The 17,075-nt window shown below is 45.1% G+C and carries 16 protein-coding genes; 8 read left to right on the top strand and 8 right to left on the bottom strand.

The window, feature by feature from the left end:
• Positions 1-169: 169 nt before the first annotated feature.
• Positions 170-679, top strand: coding sequence for a TM2 domain-containing protein (locus tag KV190_RS11780; protein ID WP_460193554.1), 510 nt, complete (start codon positions 170-172; stop codon positions 677-679).
• A gap of 15 nt (positions 680-694) precedes the next feature.
• Here the strand turns inward: KV190_RS11780 and KV190_RS11775 are convergent, their stop codons facing one another.
• The gene (locus KV190_RS11775; protein WP_460193552.1) at positions 695-997 is read right to left on the bottom strand and encodes a hypothetical protein; all 303 of its coding nucleotides are present in this window, start codon (positions 995-997) and stop codon (positions 695-697) included.
• Between the two features lie 226 nt (positions 998-1,223).
• On the opposite strand from KV190_RS11775, the gene KV190_RS11770 reads away from it, so the two are divergent.
• Positions 1,224-1,583 (top strand): hypothetical protein, encoded by a 360-nt coding sequence (locus tag KV190_RS11770; RefSeq protein ID WP_460193550.1) that lies wholly within the window; start codon positions 1,224-1,226, stop codon positions 1,581-1,583.
• 21 nt (positions 1,584-1,604) lie between these two features.
• On the opposite strand, the gene KV190_RS11765 is transcribed toward KV190_RS11770, so the two are convergent.
• Together KV190_RS11765 and KV190_RS11760 are read right to left on the bottom strand one after the other, a co-directional pair.
• Positions 1,605-1,943 carry a hypothetical protein gene (locus tag KV190_RS11765; RefSeq protein WP_460193549.1) on the bottom strand — a complete coding sequence of 113 codons (339 nt, stop codon included), beginning with the start codon at positions 1,941-1,943 and terminating at the stop codon, positions 1,605-1,607.
• A gap of 51 nt (positions 1,944-1,994) precedes the next feature.
• Entirely contained in the window at positions 1,995-3,833 is a 1,839-nt protein-coding gene (locus KV190_RS11760; protein WP_460193548.1) for a protein kinase domain-containing protein, read from the bottom strand.
• Between the two features lie 260 nt (positions 3,834-4,093).
• Between KV190_RS11760 and KV190_RS11755 the strand changes: the two genes are divergently transcribed.
• Complete coding sequence (locus KV190_RS11755; protein ID WP_460193547.1) at positions 4,094-5,740, top strand: ABC1 kinase family protein; 1,647 nt, start codon at positions 4,094-4,096, stop codon at positions 5,738-5,740.
• Between the two features lie 27 nt (positions 5,741-5,767).
• On the opposite strand, the gene KV190_RS11750 is transcribed toward KV190_RS11755, so the two are convergent.
• Positions 5,768-6,154, bottom strand: a complete 387-nt coding sequence (locus tag KV190_RS11750) for a hypothetical protein (RefSeq protein WP_460193546.1) — start codon at positions 6,152-6,154, stop codon at positions 5,768-5,770.
• Between the two features lie 280 nt (positions 6,155-6,434).
• Between KV190_RS11750 and KV190_RS11745 the strand changes: the two genes are divergently transcribed.
• From KV190_RS11745 to KV190_RS11730, 4 genes are all read left to right on the top strand, one after another.
• Positions 6,435-7,676, top strand: coding sequence for a right-handed parallel beta-helix repeat-containing protein (locus KV190_RS11745; RefSeq protein WP_460193544.1), 1,242 nt, complete (start codon positions 6,435-6,437; stop codon positions 7,674-7,676).
• Between the two features lie 387 nt (positions 7,677-8,063).
• The gene (locus KV190_RS11740) at positions 8,064-9,407 is read left to right on the top strand and encodes a protein kinase domain-containing protein (protein WP_460193542.1); all 1,344 of its coding nucleotides are present in this window, start codon (positions 8,064-8,066) and stop codon (positions 9,405-9,407) included.
• A 30-nt stretch (positions 9,408-9,437) separates the two neighbouring features.
• A complete protein-coding gene (locus KV190_RS11735) occupies positions 9,438-10,901 on the top strand; it encodes a right-handed parallel beta-helix repeat-containing protein (RefSeq protein WP_460193540.1) in 1,464 nt (487 codons plus the stop codon).
• An 18-nt stretch (positions 10,902-10,919) separates the two neighbouring features.
• Complete coding sequence (locus KV190_RS11730; RefSeq protein WP_460193538.1) at positions 10,920-11,288, top strand: hypothetical protein; 369 nt, start codon at positions 10,920-10,922, stop codon at positions 11,286-11,288.
• 12 nt (positions 11,289-11,300) lie between these two features.
• On the opposite strand, the gene KV190_RS11725 is transcribed toward KV190_RS11730, so the two are convergent.
• Together KV190_RS11725 and KV190_RS11720 are read right to left on the bottom strand one after the other, a co-directional pair.
• Positions 11,301-12,353, bottom strand: coding sequence for a protein phosphatase 2C domain-containing protein (locus tag KV190_RS11725; RefSeq protein ID WP_460193537.1), 1,053 nt, complete (start codon positions 12,351-12,353; stop codon positions 11,301-11,303).
• Positions 12,354-13,076: a vWA domain-containing protein gene (locus KV190_RS11720; protein WP_460193534.1), complete on the bottom strand. Its 723-nt coding sequence runs from the start codon at positions 13,074-13,076 to the stop codon at positions 12,354-12,356.
• A gap of 383 nt (positions 13,077-13,459) precedes the next feature.
• On the opposite strand from KV190_RS11720, the gene KV190_RS11715 reads away from it, so the two are divergent.
• Positions 13,460-14,860, top strand: coding sequence for a right-handed parallel beta-helix repeat-containing protein (locus KV190_RS11715; RefSeq protein ID WP_460193532.1), 1,401 nt, complete (start codon positions 13,460-13,462; stop codon positions 14,858-14,860).
• 71 nt (positions 14,861-14,931) lie between these two features.
• Here the strand turns inward: KV190_RS11715 and KV190_RS11710 are convergent, their stop codons facing one another.
• Together KV190_RS11710 and typA are read right to left on the bottom strand one after the other, a co-directional pair.
• The gene (locus tag KV190_RS11710; RefSeq protein ID WP_460193529.1) at positions 14,932-15,210 is read right to left on the bottom strand and encodes a DUF3593 domain-containing protein; all 279 of its coding nucleotides are present in this window, start codon (positions 15,208-15,210) and stop codon (positions 14,932-14,934) included.
• Complete coding sequence (gene typA, locus KV190_RS11705) at positions 15,210-17,000, bottom strand: translational GTPase TypA (RefSeq protein ID WP_460193527.1); 1,791 nt, start codon at positions 16,998-17,000, stop codon at positions 15,210-15,212. The genes KV190_RS11710 and typA overlap by 1 nt, the downstream gene beginning before the upstream one ends.
• Between the last annotated feature and the right edge of the window lie 75 nt (positions 17,001-17,075).

The raw sequence follows: 17,075 nt of genomic DNA, 5'->3' as shown, positions 1-17,075 counted from the left end.
CAATAACAGTAGGAGTGATTCGTTCTCTGAGGGGCTGGTCATTCATTACACAGCCTCTATTAGCACTATTTTTCAGTTGAATTGGTATTAGCTGTCCATTCTGATTTGAGTTTAGTCATTTTAGCGATATTATAGTTAGCAAGTTAGCGAAAAAGACAAGGATGAAGTCATGGAGCAGGTGAATTCAGCTACGGCATACATCGTCTGGTGTCTTTGCTTTGTTGGTATCTGCGGTGCTCAACGCTTCTACACAGGGAATATTGCCAGTGGATTGATTTACCTTTTCACGTTTGGCGTTTGTGGAATTGGTCAATTGCTCGATCTGCTTCTCATTCCAGATATGGTTGATCGACGCAATCTGTATTTGAGAGGATTGGGAGGAAATGCAACGGCTAGTGTCAACCAGTCAATTACTCTGAATCTCGGCGATATTCCACAACTGAAGCAACTTCAGGAGGCAACTCAGTCCCCAGTATCAGTGTCAGTCAGTCCCATGCAGAAGCTACTCAGAGCGGCTAAAGAGAATGGCGGCACCTTATCTATTGCTCAAGCAGCTATGTATACTGAGTTGGAGCCTCAAGAAGTTAAGCGGTTACTTCAAGAAGCAGAGATGAATGGTTTAGCGGAAATTACTAATGATCCAGATACTGGAGCCATTCGTTATCGCTTTGATGTATAGCCCTCTTCAGTCACTTTAGACAGATGAAAAGATACGTTGATAGCTCCGCTGATGAACAAGTGGACAGATAGCATCACTCATCTGACCATGAGCAGCGCGCTCATCAACTAACTCCCACCACTTCTCGATGTGCTGATCACCGATCTTGCGACAGCCAGCCGAGCTTAAGGTATCTTTGGCTTGCTTGAGGCTGTATTCAATCCAAGTTCTCAAGCCATAGGGGCTAACAATCTCTTGCCATCTTACTGCAAGGAAAGCCATCTTCACAAAGATAGTGGGTTTGGCGGTTAAGGTTTCGGTGTCACTTGAAAACTTCAAAGGTACGTATGTCTGAAAACAAGTCCTTAAACAATTCGCAATACTGATCTACAAACTGAAGAGTGGGTCGAGCAGGTTCAGTGGTTAGGAAAAAAGCTATAATTTAAGACTAATCAACGTCTTATAGAATTCAGGTGTTTCTATGTTTAGTTTGAGAAAATTTCTAGTATTGAGTTTATGGTTTTTGCTGTCGTGTAATTTTATATTTCTAAAATACTTCTTAGAAATGAATGTCTCTCAAGCTACTGAAGTTTCTGCTAATCAAGATATAATTAAGTTAGTCAAACATGAAATGGCAAGAAGTTTGACTGCTCTTGAATATAGAAATATCAAAGTTACAAATGTAGCTATTATTGACAATTACGCCATGGGAAGTTGGGAAGCTACCAACACTTTAGATTTGAGTATGGCAGGTATCATTTTGATGGTTAAGGAAGGAAACCAATGGAAACTTGATTTATCTTACTCAGGATTCCCTCATCCTAAGGTAGTTAAGGAAGAAGGAACTAAAGTACCGATAGAAATTTTAGTCGATCTTTATGAAACTTTATATCCAAACTGGAATGTTCGTTTTTTTGGTGACTAAAGTTATAATAGAATTTTATTTTTAATTTTTAGCTTTTTGGTAACGAAGTTTACGTCCCTCATGGTTTTCTAGGTGTAACTCACCATTAGAAATAGAAATCTTAAAAATCTGCGGGCCTGCTAAGGCAGCTAGACCCGAAAACTCAAACTTTATGCGATCTTCATCCAAAAATGTATACCTGCCAGTGAGTGCAAGGCGTCCAGAATTGATGATTAGGGTTCCATCTTTATACAGCTCCATAGTTTCTGCACTGCCAACTCCAACGCCCTCCCACTTTCCAACAACTGAATCTTTGATAGAACAAGCAATCAATAAAATAAAAGTCATAAAAGCGAGAAAAATCTTAGATACAAGTCTCACCTAATTGACCTCCTTAATTCATTTAAGGAAATAACACTTAACTTAAGGTGTTTATGGTGATGAAGTTAGTGTTGATGCAGGTTGCTGTTGTGCTTGACAATAAGCAAATCGTTGCAAAATGTAAAGCAAAAGAGGATTTTGGCCTCCTACATAAACATTATAGTAAGGAAAAGCAGAACTATCGTGCGAAAGAAAGGGTAAATGTCCTTCTGGAGCAAGGGAACTATAGGTAATTTGGTTAGGCTCTTTCTCACCCCTATTAACAGTATCTAGAAACGTTCGCCAATCTAACTTTTCTTTGAATTCTATGAACGCATCTTTTACATTACTTCTATTAGAAGATATTTGTTTCCAAACTCCTGCTTGCGTACCAAAGCCAAAGCGATTATTCGAATACTGCTGCCATAGGTTATTAACAGCCAATAAAGAATTACAAGGAATCTGTTCAGCAGTGATAACACTTGGGTCTCCTTTCATGAGATCATAAATAATTTTGTTGGTTAATTCATTGGCAATACTGTACTGTTGTGCTTGGAGTGCCACCTGTAGAGGTTGCAAATCAATAGTAGGTGATTCAGGCTGACTCAATACTGGCTCTGTAGTGGTAGCTGTTGGACTTAGATTATTAGGGCTTGAAGAAGAATTAGTAGTTGTTGCGGGAACAGGGGATGAGGATGATTCTTGAGTAGAAGATGTAGAAGCTATCGATTCTTGAGGACTATTTTGAGGATTTTGATTTCTGCGCTCTGCGAGCAAAGATTGAACAAGTAGTGTTCCAGCAATCCCCCCACCTATACTGATTCCAATAAGCACAATTAAACCTGCAAATACCCATTTTGGTACTCCTCGAGGGTTAGGACTGTGCTGTGAGGATGAAGCCATCACTTGGCTGTCTGTGACTGTCGGTGCATTCCAAGACTTAGTTACCCTATTTGCTTTACTCTGAGGTTCTACTTGTGTTGCTCTCTGGAAAGTTGGAGAAGTTAGTAGAGTAGTGGCACGATTTAAGCTTGATTGAGAAACACCTAATGCTTCAAGTGCTTGTAAAGCCTCTGTCGCATTTTGATAGCGATCGCGAAAACTATAGCAAATCATTTGATTCAAAACACTTGCAAATGCATCGGAAACATGGACTTTCTGTTGCCATAAGATCTCATGTGTATGTGGATCTCGTAAATTACTTAGTTCTCGAATACCTATTCCTGTCAAGGCTTCAATGCCAATCATGCCAACAGCATGGATATCGCTACTCAGTTTTGGTTGTCCAGCCATTTGTTCAGGAGCAGAGTAGCCATGGGTACCAATCGCAACTGTAGGATTAACAGGTGAGCCTTGCTGGTGATACGCTAGTTCTGTGGACTGAATAACTTCTTTAACCGCACCAAAATCAATCAATACAATCTTATGATCTGCGTGACGGCGCATAATGTTAGAAGGTTTTAGATCTCGATGAATTACGTTTCTATCATGAACAACTTTGAGAACTTGTAATATTTCGATTAGTAGTTTTTTGACTTTTTCTTCTGGTAAAGGATGACCCTGCTGAATCTCTTTAGTGAGATCCGAACCATCAATAAACTGAAGAACCATCACGAAATAATCTTTACCCAAGGCGCCTTTATGAGTAAAGTGAGCGCGCAGTTCTGGAATTTGGTCATGGTGGCCAAGCTCGGCTAGTGTAATGGCTTCACGTTCAAAGAGTCGCTTGGCAAGCTCAAACTTTACATTGTCAGGTTTTAACTGCTTGACAACACAACGATAGTTAGGAGAGTTACTGGGGATCTTTGTATCTACAGCAAGATACGTATGCCCGAATCCTCCACCTCCAATTTTGTCAATAATTTGGTAACGGTTATCGAGGATATCTCCAGAGTTGAAAATATCATCCATGGGAACTTATCCTTAGTTTTGTGGCGGCAGTTTTCAAACACGAAACTAAATTGCTCGCTAGTGTAGCATAGCCAAAAATAATTTTAATAAATAAAAATATATTTCTAATGATTTAATTTTATAAGAAGTAAAGTCATCCTCAGTTGTCCTATCTGAACCGATAAGGTGGAGAGATTCGGTCAGACCTCAGTTCTGAAGTCTCGATCTCTCGGAAAAAGGGAGTATTGTTGAGGTTGGGCACTTTTTGTGATTGCTGCTGAATGCTGGTTACTGCCTCTACCTATCGTCCCAGTCGCTGGCTCCTCTTACGCCGTGTGAGCCAAATTGTGGGGGTGTTGGGGCGCTTTGGGAGTCAACTGCTGTGGGACTATACTTGGCGGCGGCGGAGCGATCGCGCCCAATCCCAACGGGCTCGCTGGCTCGTACAGCAATTATTGGTTTTGGGGCCGACGTTTATTAAAATTGGTCAATTTCTCTCGACTCGGTTTGATTTGTTGCCCCCTGCCTATATTGAGGCACTGAGGAAACTACAGGATCAGGTGCCTCCCTTTGACTCGCGGCGAGCGATCGCCCTGATTGAGCAGCACTTGGGACAATCCCTTGGGGATCTCTACGCCACATTTGATCCCAAACCCCTTGCAGCCGCCAGTCTCGGCCAAGTCCATCGCGCAACGCTCCACAGTGGTGAAGAGGTGGTGGTGAAGGTGCAACGGCCACACCTAGAGGCGCAATTGTATCTGGACTATCTCGCCATTGGTGAACTTATTCGCTGGGGCGATCGCTGGCTGCCCTTTCTCCGTCCCTATGCCCTGCAAGAGATCTATGAGGAGTTTTTTAGTATTCTGCTGCGGGAAATTGATTACGTTCAAGAGGGGCAAAATGCCGATCGCTTTCGGGCCAACTTTGCCCAAGACCCCCATATCCGCGTCCCCAAGGTCTATTGGACGCATACTTGCCGCTATGTCCTGACGATGGAGTATCTCCCCGGCATTCGCATTGACAATCGCGCCGCCATCGAAGCCTTTGGCTTGAATCCACAGATGATTAACCAGCGCGGGATTTGTTGCTACCTCAAGCAGTTGTTGATGGATGGCTTCTTCCACGCTGATCCGCATCCGGGGAACTTGGCGGTGACCAAAGAGGGGGATCTCATTTTCTATGACTACGGCATGATGACGGAAGTACCAGCCCTCAACCAGCAGCAGATGGTACAAACATTTTTTGCCGTGCTACAAAAGGATAGCGATCGCGTGATTGCTGCCTTGATTGAACTGGGGCTATTGATGCCTGTCACTGACAGGGTGCCCCTGCAACGGATTATGCAATTGATTCTGGATCGATTTACCGAACGGCCTGTGGACTTAACCGCCTTTAAGGAATTGCAACAGGATGTCTATGCCCTTTTTGAGCAGCAACCCTTTCGCCTACCCGCAAAGATGACCTATATTCTCAAGTCCCTGACAACTCTCGATGGGATTGCCCGCAGTTTAGACCCTGAGTACAACCTGAGTGCGGCGGCCCAACCCTTTGTTAAGGAATTGATGCGTCACTCGCGGGGGGGCTGGCGAGAACTGATTCACCAAACCCAAACCCTAATTAACCAACGGCTACAGCAGCCGAGTCGGCTGGAAGTGCGGCTGCAACAGTTAGAGGATCGCTTGGCTCGCGGCGAACTGCAACTGTCGGTGCGCAATCCCATGATGGAGCGGCAACTGCGGCGCATTGAGAGTTTGTTGATTTGTTTGGTTTATCTGGGGTTGGCTGGTTTTACCCTTTTGGCGGGGGCGATGTTGTGGTCAGCCAAAGCTTTGGGGGGGGCGATCGCTCTTTTTACAGTAGCAGCACTGGCGGGTTTGGCACTCCTGCGCAGTTGGCTGCGCTTCCTTTGGTTGTGCCGCTGGCAATAGGTGGGGACTGAGTCTCTTCGACCTAAGCTATAAACCTCGCGGGCAGTCGAGGGGAACGACACGAAATATCCGCTTTGTATAGCGATCGCCACAGGAATGACTTAAGGCATGAACTGATTCACCCGTTGCAGGATCCACTATTTTGTCACGGTGCAAAATCACAATGTGAGACCCGCAAACCCAACCATTGTGATCGGGGTCTTTCAGAATCGTTGCATCGTTTGGCGAGTAATAGCTGAGTGTAAATAGATCATCCAATCGCATCAGCTCAGGAAGATAAAAACGCAGTTTCCGCACATCTGTTGGGCAGTAGGCAAGTTTTAGGCCAAACTCTGATAGGGCAGCCGACCAAGACACAGGATCTTGGGTATTGATCCGCCCTTGAAATGTCTCAGGGGTTTGTGCAGTCAACATTGCCAGTACAGTTGAGACACAATGAGGGCCAATCTGCCGAAGTGGGGTGATACTGCGGTCACGGAAAAAGCAATCAGTATCCGTCGGCCATAATTTCGAGGCGTAGTTGTACGGCATAGGGTCACGCTAATACTTGGCCCTTCCAGTATCCCATTGAAGGCACGCCTCTCTAAGAGCAGTCTTGACTATCTTGAACGTGTTTGCTCCTGTGCAAAAAAGGCTGTATTGCCAGTGTAAGCTACGTTTGATAGATTAACATAAAATATTTGCCATCTTTTCAATGACCACAATAAGCGATATTCTACGGCAGCAACTGCAAAAGGATAGCAGCCTCCTCAATCGTCCTACCCAACTGCAAGCTCTGCTCAAAGATTTGTGCCATCAACTGCCATCTTGGCAAGTCAACACAGTCATCCTTGCTCAAAAACAGGGCATCCCCACAAAACTGCTACAGGATAGCCAGAGCGATCCAGCTCTACTGGTGGGTCGCTTGACTCAACTCCTAATGAATGAACTGGGCTTGCAGGAGGAAGTGGCTCGCTTGGGGGTGTCAGCTTGGGCTTTTGCTCTGGGGATTTCTGGACCAGTCAGCACTGATCGCTCAATCTCGGTCACCCCCTCACAACCCAAGCTCACTTCCACGCAAACGACTCAGGTGACCGTTGCCCCCTATGGCAGTGCTGATTACCGCAGTATTCATGAGGCTCTCGCATCCGTATCCGCAGGCAGCACAATTATCGTCAAGCCGGGACAGTATCATGAAAGTCTTGTTTTGAATAAGCCTGTTGAAATTATTGGCGACGGTGCAGTAGAAGAGATCATCTTGGTTGCTGAGAATCGCGCCTGTATTTTGATGCAAACTACGAATGCCCGCGTTGCTAATTTAACCCTGCGGACAACTAGTGATGGCGAGAAGGCCTGTGTAGATATTCAGAAAGGTCGTTTAGTTTTAGAAGATTGTGACATTCAGTCCAATTCATCTGTAGGAGTCATTATTAAGAATTCAGGAACCAATCCTGTGATCCGCCGCTGCCATATCCATGAAAGTAAAAGTGCTGGAATTTTTATTAATGCCGGTGCCAGTGGTGTGATTGAAGACTGCAAGATTTGGGGAAATGCTGGAGCAGGAGTTGAGATTAGAGATACCAACAGCAACCCCATAATCCGTCGCTGTCAAATTTATGACAATCAAGATAATGGAATCTTAATTTGGCTTGATGCCAGTGGTGTGATTGAAGATTGCAAGATTTGGGGAAATGTTGGAAAAGGAGTTGACATTAGTTTTGCTGTTGGCAACCCCACAATCCGTCGCTGTGAAATTCATGACAATCAAGATGATGGAATCTGTATTGATGATGAAGGTTTTATGATTATTGATGATGAAGGTTTTATGACTGAAGACTGTGTACTTTTTTCAAGTGTCGTGATTGAGGACTGTAAAATTTTTGGAAATAGGTTAGAAGGCATTCGTGTTAACAGCGAAAATTGTAAACCTATAATCCGCCGCTGTCAGATTCAGTGAGGTCAAATACGTATTGTGAAAGCCCGTGTAAAGAGTTCAGATAGATGAGGCGCAAGTCGGAAGTCCACCTTGTCAACGGTACCTGCGCCTACCAATATTGTCTCTTTAGCGAAGGAGTTGTGGCTGGCCTAGGACAATTGCCTCAGGCATCATACTTTTGAAGACCTTGACAGCATCGCTAGGGCTATTAGCTTCAATAACCTGCTTCCGAGGCGATCGCACTTGATCACCAGGCAGCTTGTAAAGCACAACATACTGGCGCAGGCTCATAGGTGTGAGACTCCTTAACAAAATCTTTGCCCTAACGTAACAAAAATACTTTAATCCGTCAAATGGGTCTTGACTAATGGTGTAGAATGACCATGAGTATCTGCGTGAGAGTATGCTATGTCGCTGCAAACCAATACAACTCTTCATTGCCTTGTGAAAGGTTCTCCACTAACAGTTGTTAAAAAATTAGGCGCAGGGGGACAGGGAGAGGTCTATTTGGTCAAAGATAGTGGAGGAAAACAATCTGCACTGAAGTGGTATTTCGCAGAACAGGCGACAGAAGCACAGAAAAACGCCATCAAATTGCTTGTGCAAAGAGGAGCACCGACTCGTCCACCTGCCGCTAGCCAACGCTTTATTTGGCCACAGGATATTGTGGAGGATCCCAATAACTCACAACAGTTTGGCTATCAAATGGCTTTGATTGATACTAAGCGCTTCGCTGATCTTGGGGAAGTCCAAGCTGGTCGCAAACCGCAGCCTAGTTTGGCGGCTATGTGTGAAATTAGCTATCAACTCGTAGAAAGCTACCGTTCACTGCACTTGAGCGGTTACTGCTACCGAGATATCTCCAAGGGCAACATGATGTTTGATCCACAAACTGGCGATGTGTTGATTTGCGATAACGACAATGTTGGCGTGGAGGGACAGTCCGACAGCCAAGTTCTAGGAACTCTAGAGTTTATGGCTCCCGAAATTATTCGCGGTCAAGCCCAGCCGTCAACTAAAACAGATTTGCACTCCCTAGCAGTGCTGCTTTTCGATTTTTGGATGTGGCATCACCCAATGCATGGAGACTTAGAATGTGCTATCCGTTCTTGGGATTTACCTGCCAAGAAAAAAATCTACGGTCAAGAACCTGTTTTTATTTTTGACCCAAATAACGTAACAAACCGCCCTAATGACCCTGACTACGGCACAGTTCGTCGGCGCTGGGAAATTGCCCCTGAACCCTTAAAGCAACTTTTTATTAAAGCCTTTGGCGTGGGCTTACAGGATCCCAATCAACGTGTTACAGAGGCAGAATGGCAAATTTGCTTCCTTCAACTAAAAGAACTCATTCTAAATTGTCCTAGTTGTACAGCCGAAAACTTTTGCGCCCCCCCACAGCCAACTCTCTCTTGCTGGCATTGTAAGAAGCCTATACCCGTTCCAAGCCAGTTAGAGCTAAAAACACCCTCAGGCTCCTTCTATGTTTTATTGACAGAAAAACTGCAACTGAAGCAATATCATCTCACTCCTGCTAGTGGGCGTGATGGTAAGGAAACAGTCATTGGCCAATTAGTCCAGAATCCCAACAATCCTAATCAGTGGGGATTGCGAAATCTCACAAGTTCCTCTTGGCAGCTTACTTTAGCAGACGGCACAACCAAGGAAGTCCCACCACAAAAAGCATCACCACTTGCCAAAGGAGCGAAGTTAGAGTTTTTGCCAATCAACACTATTGGTATTTTCAGATAACCCCAGCGTATAGGTAGCCGTCTAAAACATATGGCAGATATCCAATGTGTCCTGCGCGAGCAGATTCAGCGTAACCCTACTTTGCGCAGTAATGAATCGCAGCTTCAGGCTATCCTGATGGATTTATGCGATAGTACAACTCCTCGATGGCAAATAAATGTAATTGCAACGGCACAGCGATACGGTATTCCCTATTCTTTAGAGAATGCTCAAGACCAAGACATGACTATGCTTGTGCTTCGCCTTGTGCAAAAACTCGCTGATGATGCAGGGATTGCAATTGACAAGGCGCGCTTTGCTGTTAGCAGTTGGTATTTTGCGCTCTTTGGTAATGCCATTCAGCTTCCATCTACTCAAGGTGCTGGTTCACCATCAAGCAGTGTTCCAGTGAATGTTACTGTTGCACCCTCTGGATCAGGAGACTACCAAACAATTAGCGAGGCTCTGGATGCAGTGCCAGCAGGAAGCACAATTACTGTTAAGCCGGGACTATACACAGATACTCTTTGGTTACGGCAGCCTGTGGAGATTATTGGTGATGGAAACACTGACGAAATTGTTATCTCTTCAGACAACAGTGACTGCTTAGTGATGGATACCATTTTGGCACGTGTTGCAGGGATCACATTCCACAAAACCTCTCAAGGAAACTGTTTTGGGTTGAATATTGCTCAAGGATGCTTGATTTTAGAAAATTGTGATATTCAGTCAGAGTCTTTAGGAGGAATAGCGATACAAGGAAAAGACACAAAGACCATCATTCGTCATTGCCGTATCCATGATTGTACAGGGTCAGGAGTTTTGGTTTCTAGTGGTGCTGATGTGTTTTTTGAACATTGTTGTATTGATAGTAATCTCTTTGCGGGAATTGAAGTCTATGGCAATTCAACACGAGTAACATTTCGAGAATGTAAAATAGAAAAAGGAAAACAGCTTGGATTGGCTATTCACTCTGGTGCTTCAGCAGTACTTGAAAATAGTATTGTTTCTGGCAATTTATCTACTGGCATTAAAGTACAGCATCGTCAAAGCCAGCTTTTAGCTCGCCATTGTAATATTGAAAGCAACTTTGAAACTGGTATTGAGATAATAAATTATGCCAAGGGTAAAGTTGAAGGATGCCGTATTTCTAATAACAAACAGGGTATCTCTATTGTTAATGGAGCAGATTTAGAGCTATTAAATTGCAAAATTGGCCCTAGTCAAGACGAAAATATCTATCGCAATAACAGCACTGTCAGTACAACAGGGTGTACTTTAGTAGAAAATACTCTTGAAATCGAGGAGGATAATCAATCTACTTTCAAAATTACGATGAATAACCTTAAAAAGTGGGGGAATGCTTCTCTGAGTAGCTTATTACTGACGGCATTTATTTTTCAAGGAATAGGATTAGGTTATAGAATTATTGGCTTTATTTGGTCTAATCAAGTAAGGCAGTTTGTCTATGGCAAGTTCCAGGATTGGATTGATATTATTTGGCACTGGGGTTAGAAAATTGAGGAATTGAATATGGGATCTCTATTCAATGTACCGATTATTATCTGGATTATAAAATTTATCAGTATTTTTCTTATTGGCTTAACAGCGATTATTAGTTATGTCTTAGTTGTGATTATTGAAATTATTCTAACAATTGGCTTGATTTCTATAATTTTATTGATTGGTTACTACTGGCTAGAGCGGATTAAAAATATTATTGTCACTCCCACGCCTACTGTCTTGGGAAACGTATTTGCTATTCTTCTCAGTTCTGCATTATTTGGTTACTTACTTCCCCACTTGCCATTTATTCTTTCCTCGTTATTGGCTGGTGCTGCCGCCGTCCTTGCCCTAGGGTTTTATACTGTAAAAGGTGGTGAACTTAATAAACAAAAATAAACAAAAGAGTAATTAACTGCTAGATGATTGCTGTTGCTTCAAAGGATTTCTAATTAGGCCAACAAGAGCAATATCATCGCCACTACCTTGAGAAGTATAAGTGCTGAGTCGGTTTTGTAGTAAATCTGCAACTTCAGTAAAGCGATAATCAGAAAGATTATCAATAATCGCCTGTAATAGGTCTTGGAAATCTTTGGCAGAATCGAAGGAATTTTCAAGTCCATCAGTTGAAAGGAAGATGGCTGCAACATCATTGAGGGGCTTTTGAGTGACTTGGAATAGCTTGTCGGTATTTTGACTTGCTAGGGAGTGTGTCTGACCACCGACCAAATTTGAGCCTGTTGTTTCTTGAAATGCAGGATGCCAACCTGTTGAGTCAAGGATCATGATTGAGCCATCGCCAATTTGGCTGAGGTAGAGGTAGTTATTAATTATTCCTGCAAAGAGGAGAGTAGTACCAAAAGGTTTATAAGATGTAGATGTACTGTAGTAGTTTTCTTGCCGAATAGATTGACGCCAGCAACGTACAACTAAACGAGCAAAGTCACTGCTAAAGCTTTTATCAATTTGGCGTAGGGTAGTATTTATTGTTTCTGAGGATGCAGGTGTTTTACTGGATAATTCGTTCAGCTTTTCGCGTAGGATATCGGGGTTGGTAAAAAGTTGACCAAGACGATCAATAATGGCTTGAACATCATCCTCAGTTTGATTAGTTTGAATAGTTTGCCATACAAGTTCTAGTAGCTGTTCTTTGGGATCAATCGTTTTGGTGATATTTTGGACGCTTTCGGGGTCTTGCTGTGCCTTTGCCAAAGTTAAACAAAATTTCTGAAATTCTTGAATGGCAGCCTGAACGGCTAAGGAAGCTCCAATATGAGAAAAAGGGTACTTGGTATCACCATGTCCATCAGCAACTGCTGCCGCAACATAAGGCTGATCGATCATCCAGCCACTAACAATCCCAAGGGCATCTTGGCAAGGGGTTTGTTGCGCATCATGCATACTACCACGCACGCCACAGGTGAAAGCAAGCCACCCTTCAATGGATTCATAAACTTGGAGCATCTAAAAAACATCCCCCGGATCATTAACAACGACAGGACCGGGGGGAGGGGGTAAATGGACATGATTAGTCGTATTGGCATTGCCAAGAGTTGATTTGCCTACCGAACTGCTGATAGAGGCGGAAACACTTGCCCATTTGATGTAGTTAACCAGTTCAACAGCGTTGTGGGCTTTGAGCAAGGGGATTTCCTGATTAATAAATTTACTTAACTGTTCAGCATCATATTCGCTTTCATCACCGATCGCGATCGCCAATCGAACCGCTTTTTTACCCCAAGGCAACGCATTTAATCGCTTAATTGCCGCTTCATAGGCTTCATCAGGATCAGTACAATAACCATCAGAAACCAAAAGACAAACTGGAGGATATCCACGTTTAGGCATTTTTTCTATATCTAGTTCATTACAAAGCATATTAATTGCTTGCGCTGTCCCAGTTGCGCCACTAATCCCTAAGTCTGACCATTGCACCAAGCTAATTTCTTGGGCTTCAGGACCAATATGCCACTTAGGCGGATCATCAAAGGTGATAACGCGCATCATCACTTTCACTTGAGGGTAGTTTTGCAGGGCAGATTGCACAGCAGGGAGACTCTCACGTATGGCTTGATTGAGCGCAGCAATCTTGCGGCCTGCCATTGAACCAGAGGTATCCAGTAGCCAAAAGAAGTGTAAAGGGCGTTTAGCAACCTGATTGGGGAGTTGAGGGCCACCGTTTGTCATGGAGGATCGCTCCTAGGAAACTTAGAACGAGAATAACATGGGTTATCGATATTGACAATACACTATCTTAGGGTGTATTCACTTCTGGGATACATTAAAGAGGAAAAAGGCGATGTCTTGCTCATGCAAGGGGGCTTTGCTAGATTAACATAAAATATCTGCCCATCTTTTCAATGACCACAATAAGCGATATTCTGCGGCAGCAACTGCAAAAGGATAGCAGCCTCCTCAATCGTCCTACCCAACTGCAAGCTCTGCTCAAAGATTTGTGCCATCAACTGCCACCTTGGCAAGTCAACACAGTCATCCTTGCTCAAAAACAGGGCATCCCCACAAAACTGCTACAGGATAGCCAGAGCGATCCAGCTCTACTGGTGGGTCGCTTGACTCAGGTTCTAATGCATGAAACGGGCTTGCAGGAAGAAGTGGCTCGCTTGGGGGTGTCAGCTTGGGCTTTTGCTCTGGGGATTTCTGAACCAGTCAGCACTGATCGCTCAATCTCGGTCATGCCCTCACAACCCAAGCTCACTTCCACGCAAACGACTCAGGTGACCGTTGCCCCCTATGGCAGTGCCGATTACCGCAGCATTCATGAGGCTCTCGCATCCGTATCCGCAGGCAGCACAATTATCGTCAAGCCGGGGCAGTATCATGAAAGTCTTGTTTTGAATAAGCCTGTTGAAATTATTGGCGACGGTTCAGTAGAAGAGATCATCTTGGTTGCTGAGAATCGCGCCTGTATTTTGATGCAAACTACGAATGCCCGCGTTGCTAATTTAACCCTGCGGACAACTAGTGATGGCGAGAAGGCCTGTGTAGATATTCAGCAAGGTCGTTTAGTTTTAGAAGATTGTGACATTCAGTCCAATTCATTTGTAGGAATTATCATTAAGAATTCAGGAACCAATCCTGTGATCCGCCGCTGCCATATCCATGAAAGCAAAAGTGCTGGAATTTTTATTCATGCTGGTGCCAGTGGTGTGATTGAAGATTGCAATATTTGGGGAAATGCTTTCACAGGAATTCAAATTAAAAATGCCAACAGCAACCCCACAATCCGTCGCTGTCAGATTCATGAGGGAAAACAAGGTGGAATCTTCATTTATGATGGTGCCAGTGGGGTCATTGAAGACTGCAAGATTTGGGGAAATGCTTTAGCAGGAGTTGAGATTAGAGATGCCAACAGCAACCCCACAATCCGTCGCTGTGAGATTCATGAGGGGAAACGAAGTGGAATCTTAATTAATGCTGGTGCCAGTGGGGTGATTGAAGACTGCAAGATTTGGGGAAATGCTTTAGCAGGAATTTTGATTATCAATGCCAACAGCAACCCCACAATCCGTCGCTGTCAGATTCATGAGGGAAAACAAGGTGGAATCTTCATTTATGATGGTGCCAGTGGGGTGATTGAAGATTGCAATATTTGGGGAAATAATACTTTCGCAGGAGTTACGATTAGAGATGCCAACAGCAACCCCACAATCCGTCGCTGTGAGATTCATGAGGGGAAACGAAGTGGAATTTTGATTTGGAATGGTGCCAGTGGGGTCATTGAAGACTGCAAGATTTGGGGAAATGTTAAAGAAGGAGTTAAGATTAGAGATGCCAACAGCAACGCCACAATCCGTCGCTCTAAAGTCTATGACAATCAAGATGATGGAATTTATATTAATAATGGTGCCAGTGGTGTCATTGAAGACTGCAAGATTTGGGGAAATAGGTTAGAAGGCATCCGTGTTGACAGTGATTGCAAACCCACAATCCGCCGCTGTCAGATTCAGTGAGGTGACATACGTTTTTTTACAAGAATAGAGTTAAGATCAGCACTAGGGAATATCTCAGAAAAGGGCTGTCATCAAGATGCCTTGAGTGCGCGGCGAAAGCCCAAGGCAATGAGGATATTGGCCAAGGTTAGAAAAAATTCTGCCCCCCCGTGCAACCCATCCACATTGGCCAAGGTTGTGCCATAGACCTGTTGGGCATAGAGTCCCGCTGGAATGGTGACAGCGACAAAGACCAGTGTCCCATAGAAGCCAATCAGGGCTAAACGGGGGGTGTTGGGGTTGCGGGTCATGAAGTACAAGAACCCCAAATAGGGAAACAGCGAGAGGGCAAAAAAGGCATTCGTCAGCATTAGCGGCGTGCCAGCTTCTTGCTCATTTTGCGCAGTCGGATCGATTGAGGTGTTACCTCCACCAGTTCATCGGGGCCAATATATTCCAGTGCCCGCTCTAGGCTCATTTCCACGGGTGCTTGCAGTTGCACCAGTTCATCCCCCGTTGAGGAGCGGAAGTTGGTGAGTTGTTTGGCTTTGCAGACGTTGATTTCGAGGTCTTGGGGACGGTTGTGCTCACCGACAATCATGCCCTTATAGACTTTGGTGCCGGGGGTAATGAAAAAGACACCCCGATCTTCGGCATTTTTCAGGGCATAGAAGGTGGCCGTGCCCTCCTCAAAGGCAATTAAGACACCATTGCGACGGGTGCTGATCTCGCCTGCCAAGGGACGATAGTCCAAAAAGCTGTGGTTCATAATCCCTTCGCCGCGCGTTAGGCGCATAAATTCGCCCCGGAAGCCAATGAGACCCCGCGCCGGAATCACAAACTCCAGTTGCGTCCGACCATTGCCCCCCACCTGCATATCCTGCATTTCACCGCGTCGCTGGCCAAGGCGCTCAATACAGCCGCCAACGGCTTCATCGGGAACGTCCAGCACTAAGCATTCGTAGGGTTCACAAGGTTGACCATTGACTTCACGGTAGATCACCTGCGGCTGGGAGACTTGGAATTCATAGCCTTCGCGGCGCATCGTTTCAATGAGAATGCCAAGGTGCAATTCACCGCGGCCAGATACGGCAAAGCGATCGGGGGAGTCGGTTTCTTCGACGCGCAGCGCCACGTTGGTTTCCAGTTCCCGAAACAGGCGATCGCGCAGTTGCCGCGAGGTGACAAAGGTTCCCTCCTGACCGGCAAAGGGGGAGTCATTGACCGCAAAGGTCATTTGCAGGGTCGGTTCATCCACCTTGATCAGGGGTAGGGCTTGGGGGTTGTTGGGGTCGGTGATGGTTTCGCCAATGTTGGCATCACTAAAGCCAGCGATCGCCACAATATTGCCGGCACTGGCGGTGTCCAATTCAATCCGCTTTAGTCCCTCAAAGCCCAAGAGTTTGGTAATCTTTGCCTTGACAATTTGGCCGTTATCCTTGACCAAGGCCGCCTGCTGTCCCACCTGCACCGTACCATTGTGAATTTTGCCAATGACAATTCGGCCTAGGTACTCCGAGTAATCTAAAGTGGTCACCTGAAGTTGCAGCGGCGCATCGGGATTGCCCACTGGCGGTGGAATATGGCGGACAATGGCCTCAAAGAGGGGCTGCATATCCTTGCCCTCTTCGTCTAGATCCGTTTTTGCGTAGCCCGCCAAGCCCGAAGCAAAAAGATAGGGAAACTCACACTGATCGTCATCCGCCCCCAGTTCAATAAATAAGTCCAACACTTTATCAATGGCCTTGTAGGGTTCCGCCTGAGGCCGGTCAATTTTATTCACAACCACAATGGGGCGCAGACCTTTTTCAAGGGCTTTTTTTAGGACAAACCGAGTTTGGGGCATTGGCCCTTCGTTGGCATCGACAATCAGCAGACAGCCCTCCACCATGCCAAGGACGCGCTCCACTTCACCGCCAAAATCGGCGTGGCCGGGGGTATCCACAATGTTAATCGTCAAGTCTTTGTAGCGAACCGCTGTATTCTTGGCCAGAATCGTAATGCCGCGCTCGCGCTCCAGATCATTGGAGTCCATGACGCACTCGGGAATGTCTTCCCCTTCACGAAAGGTACCCGACTGACGCAGTAGGGCATCCACCAGAGTGGTTTTGCCGTGGTCAACGTGGGCGATAATAGCAACATTACGAATCGGCAGACTCATAGTGACTTCCTGCGGGTTTTGTATATAGAGCGTTGAGGAGCGTAAGAAACCTTTACAATCCTAGCGTAGTTTGGT

The organism is Thermosynechococcus sp. FA-CM-4201 (assembly GCF_054689355.1).
The sequence above is the reverse complement of the archived record's forward strand: the minus strand, read 5'-3'. Positions and strand labels throughout refer to the sequence as shown.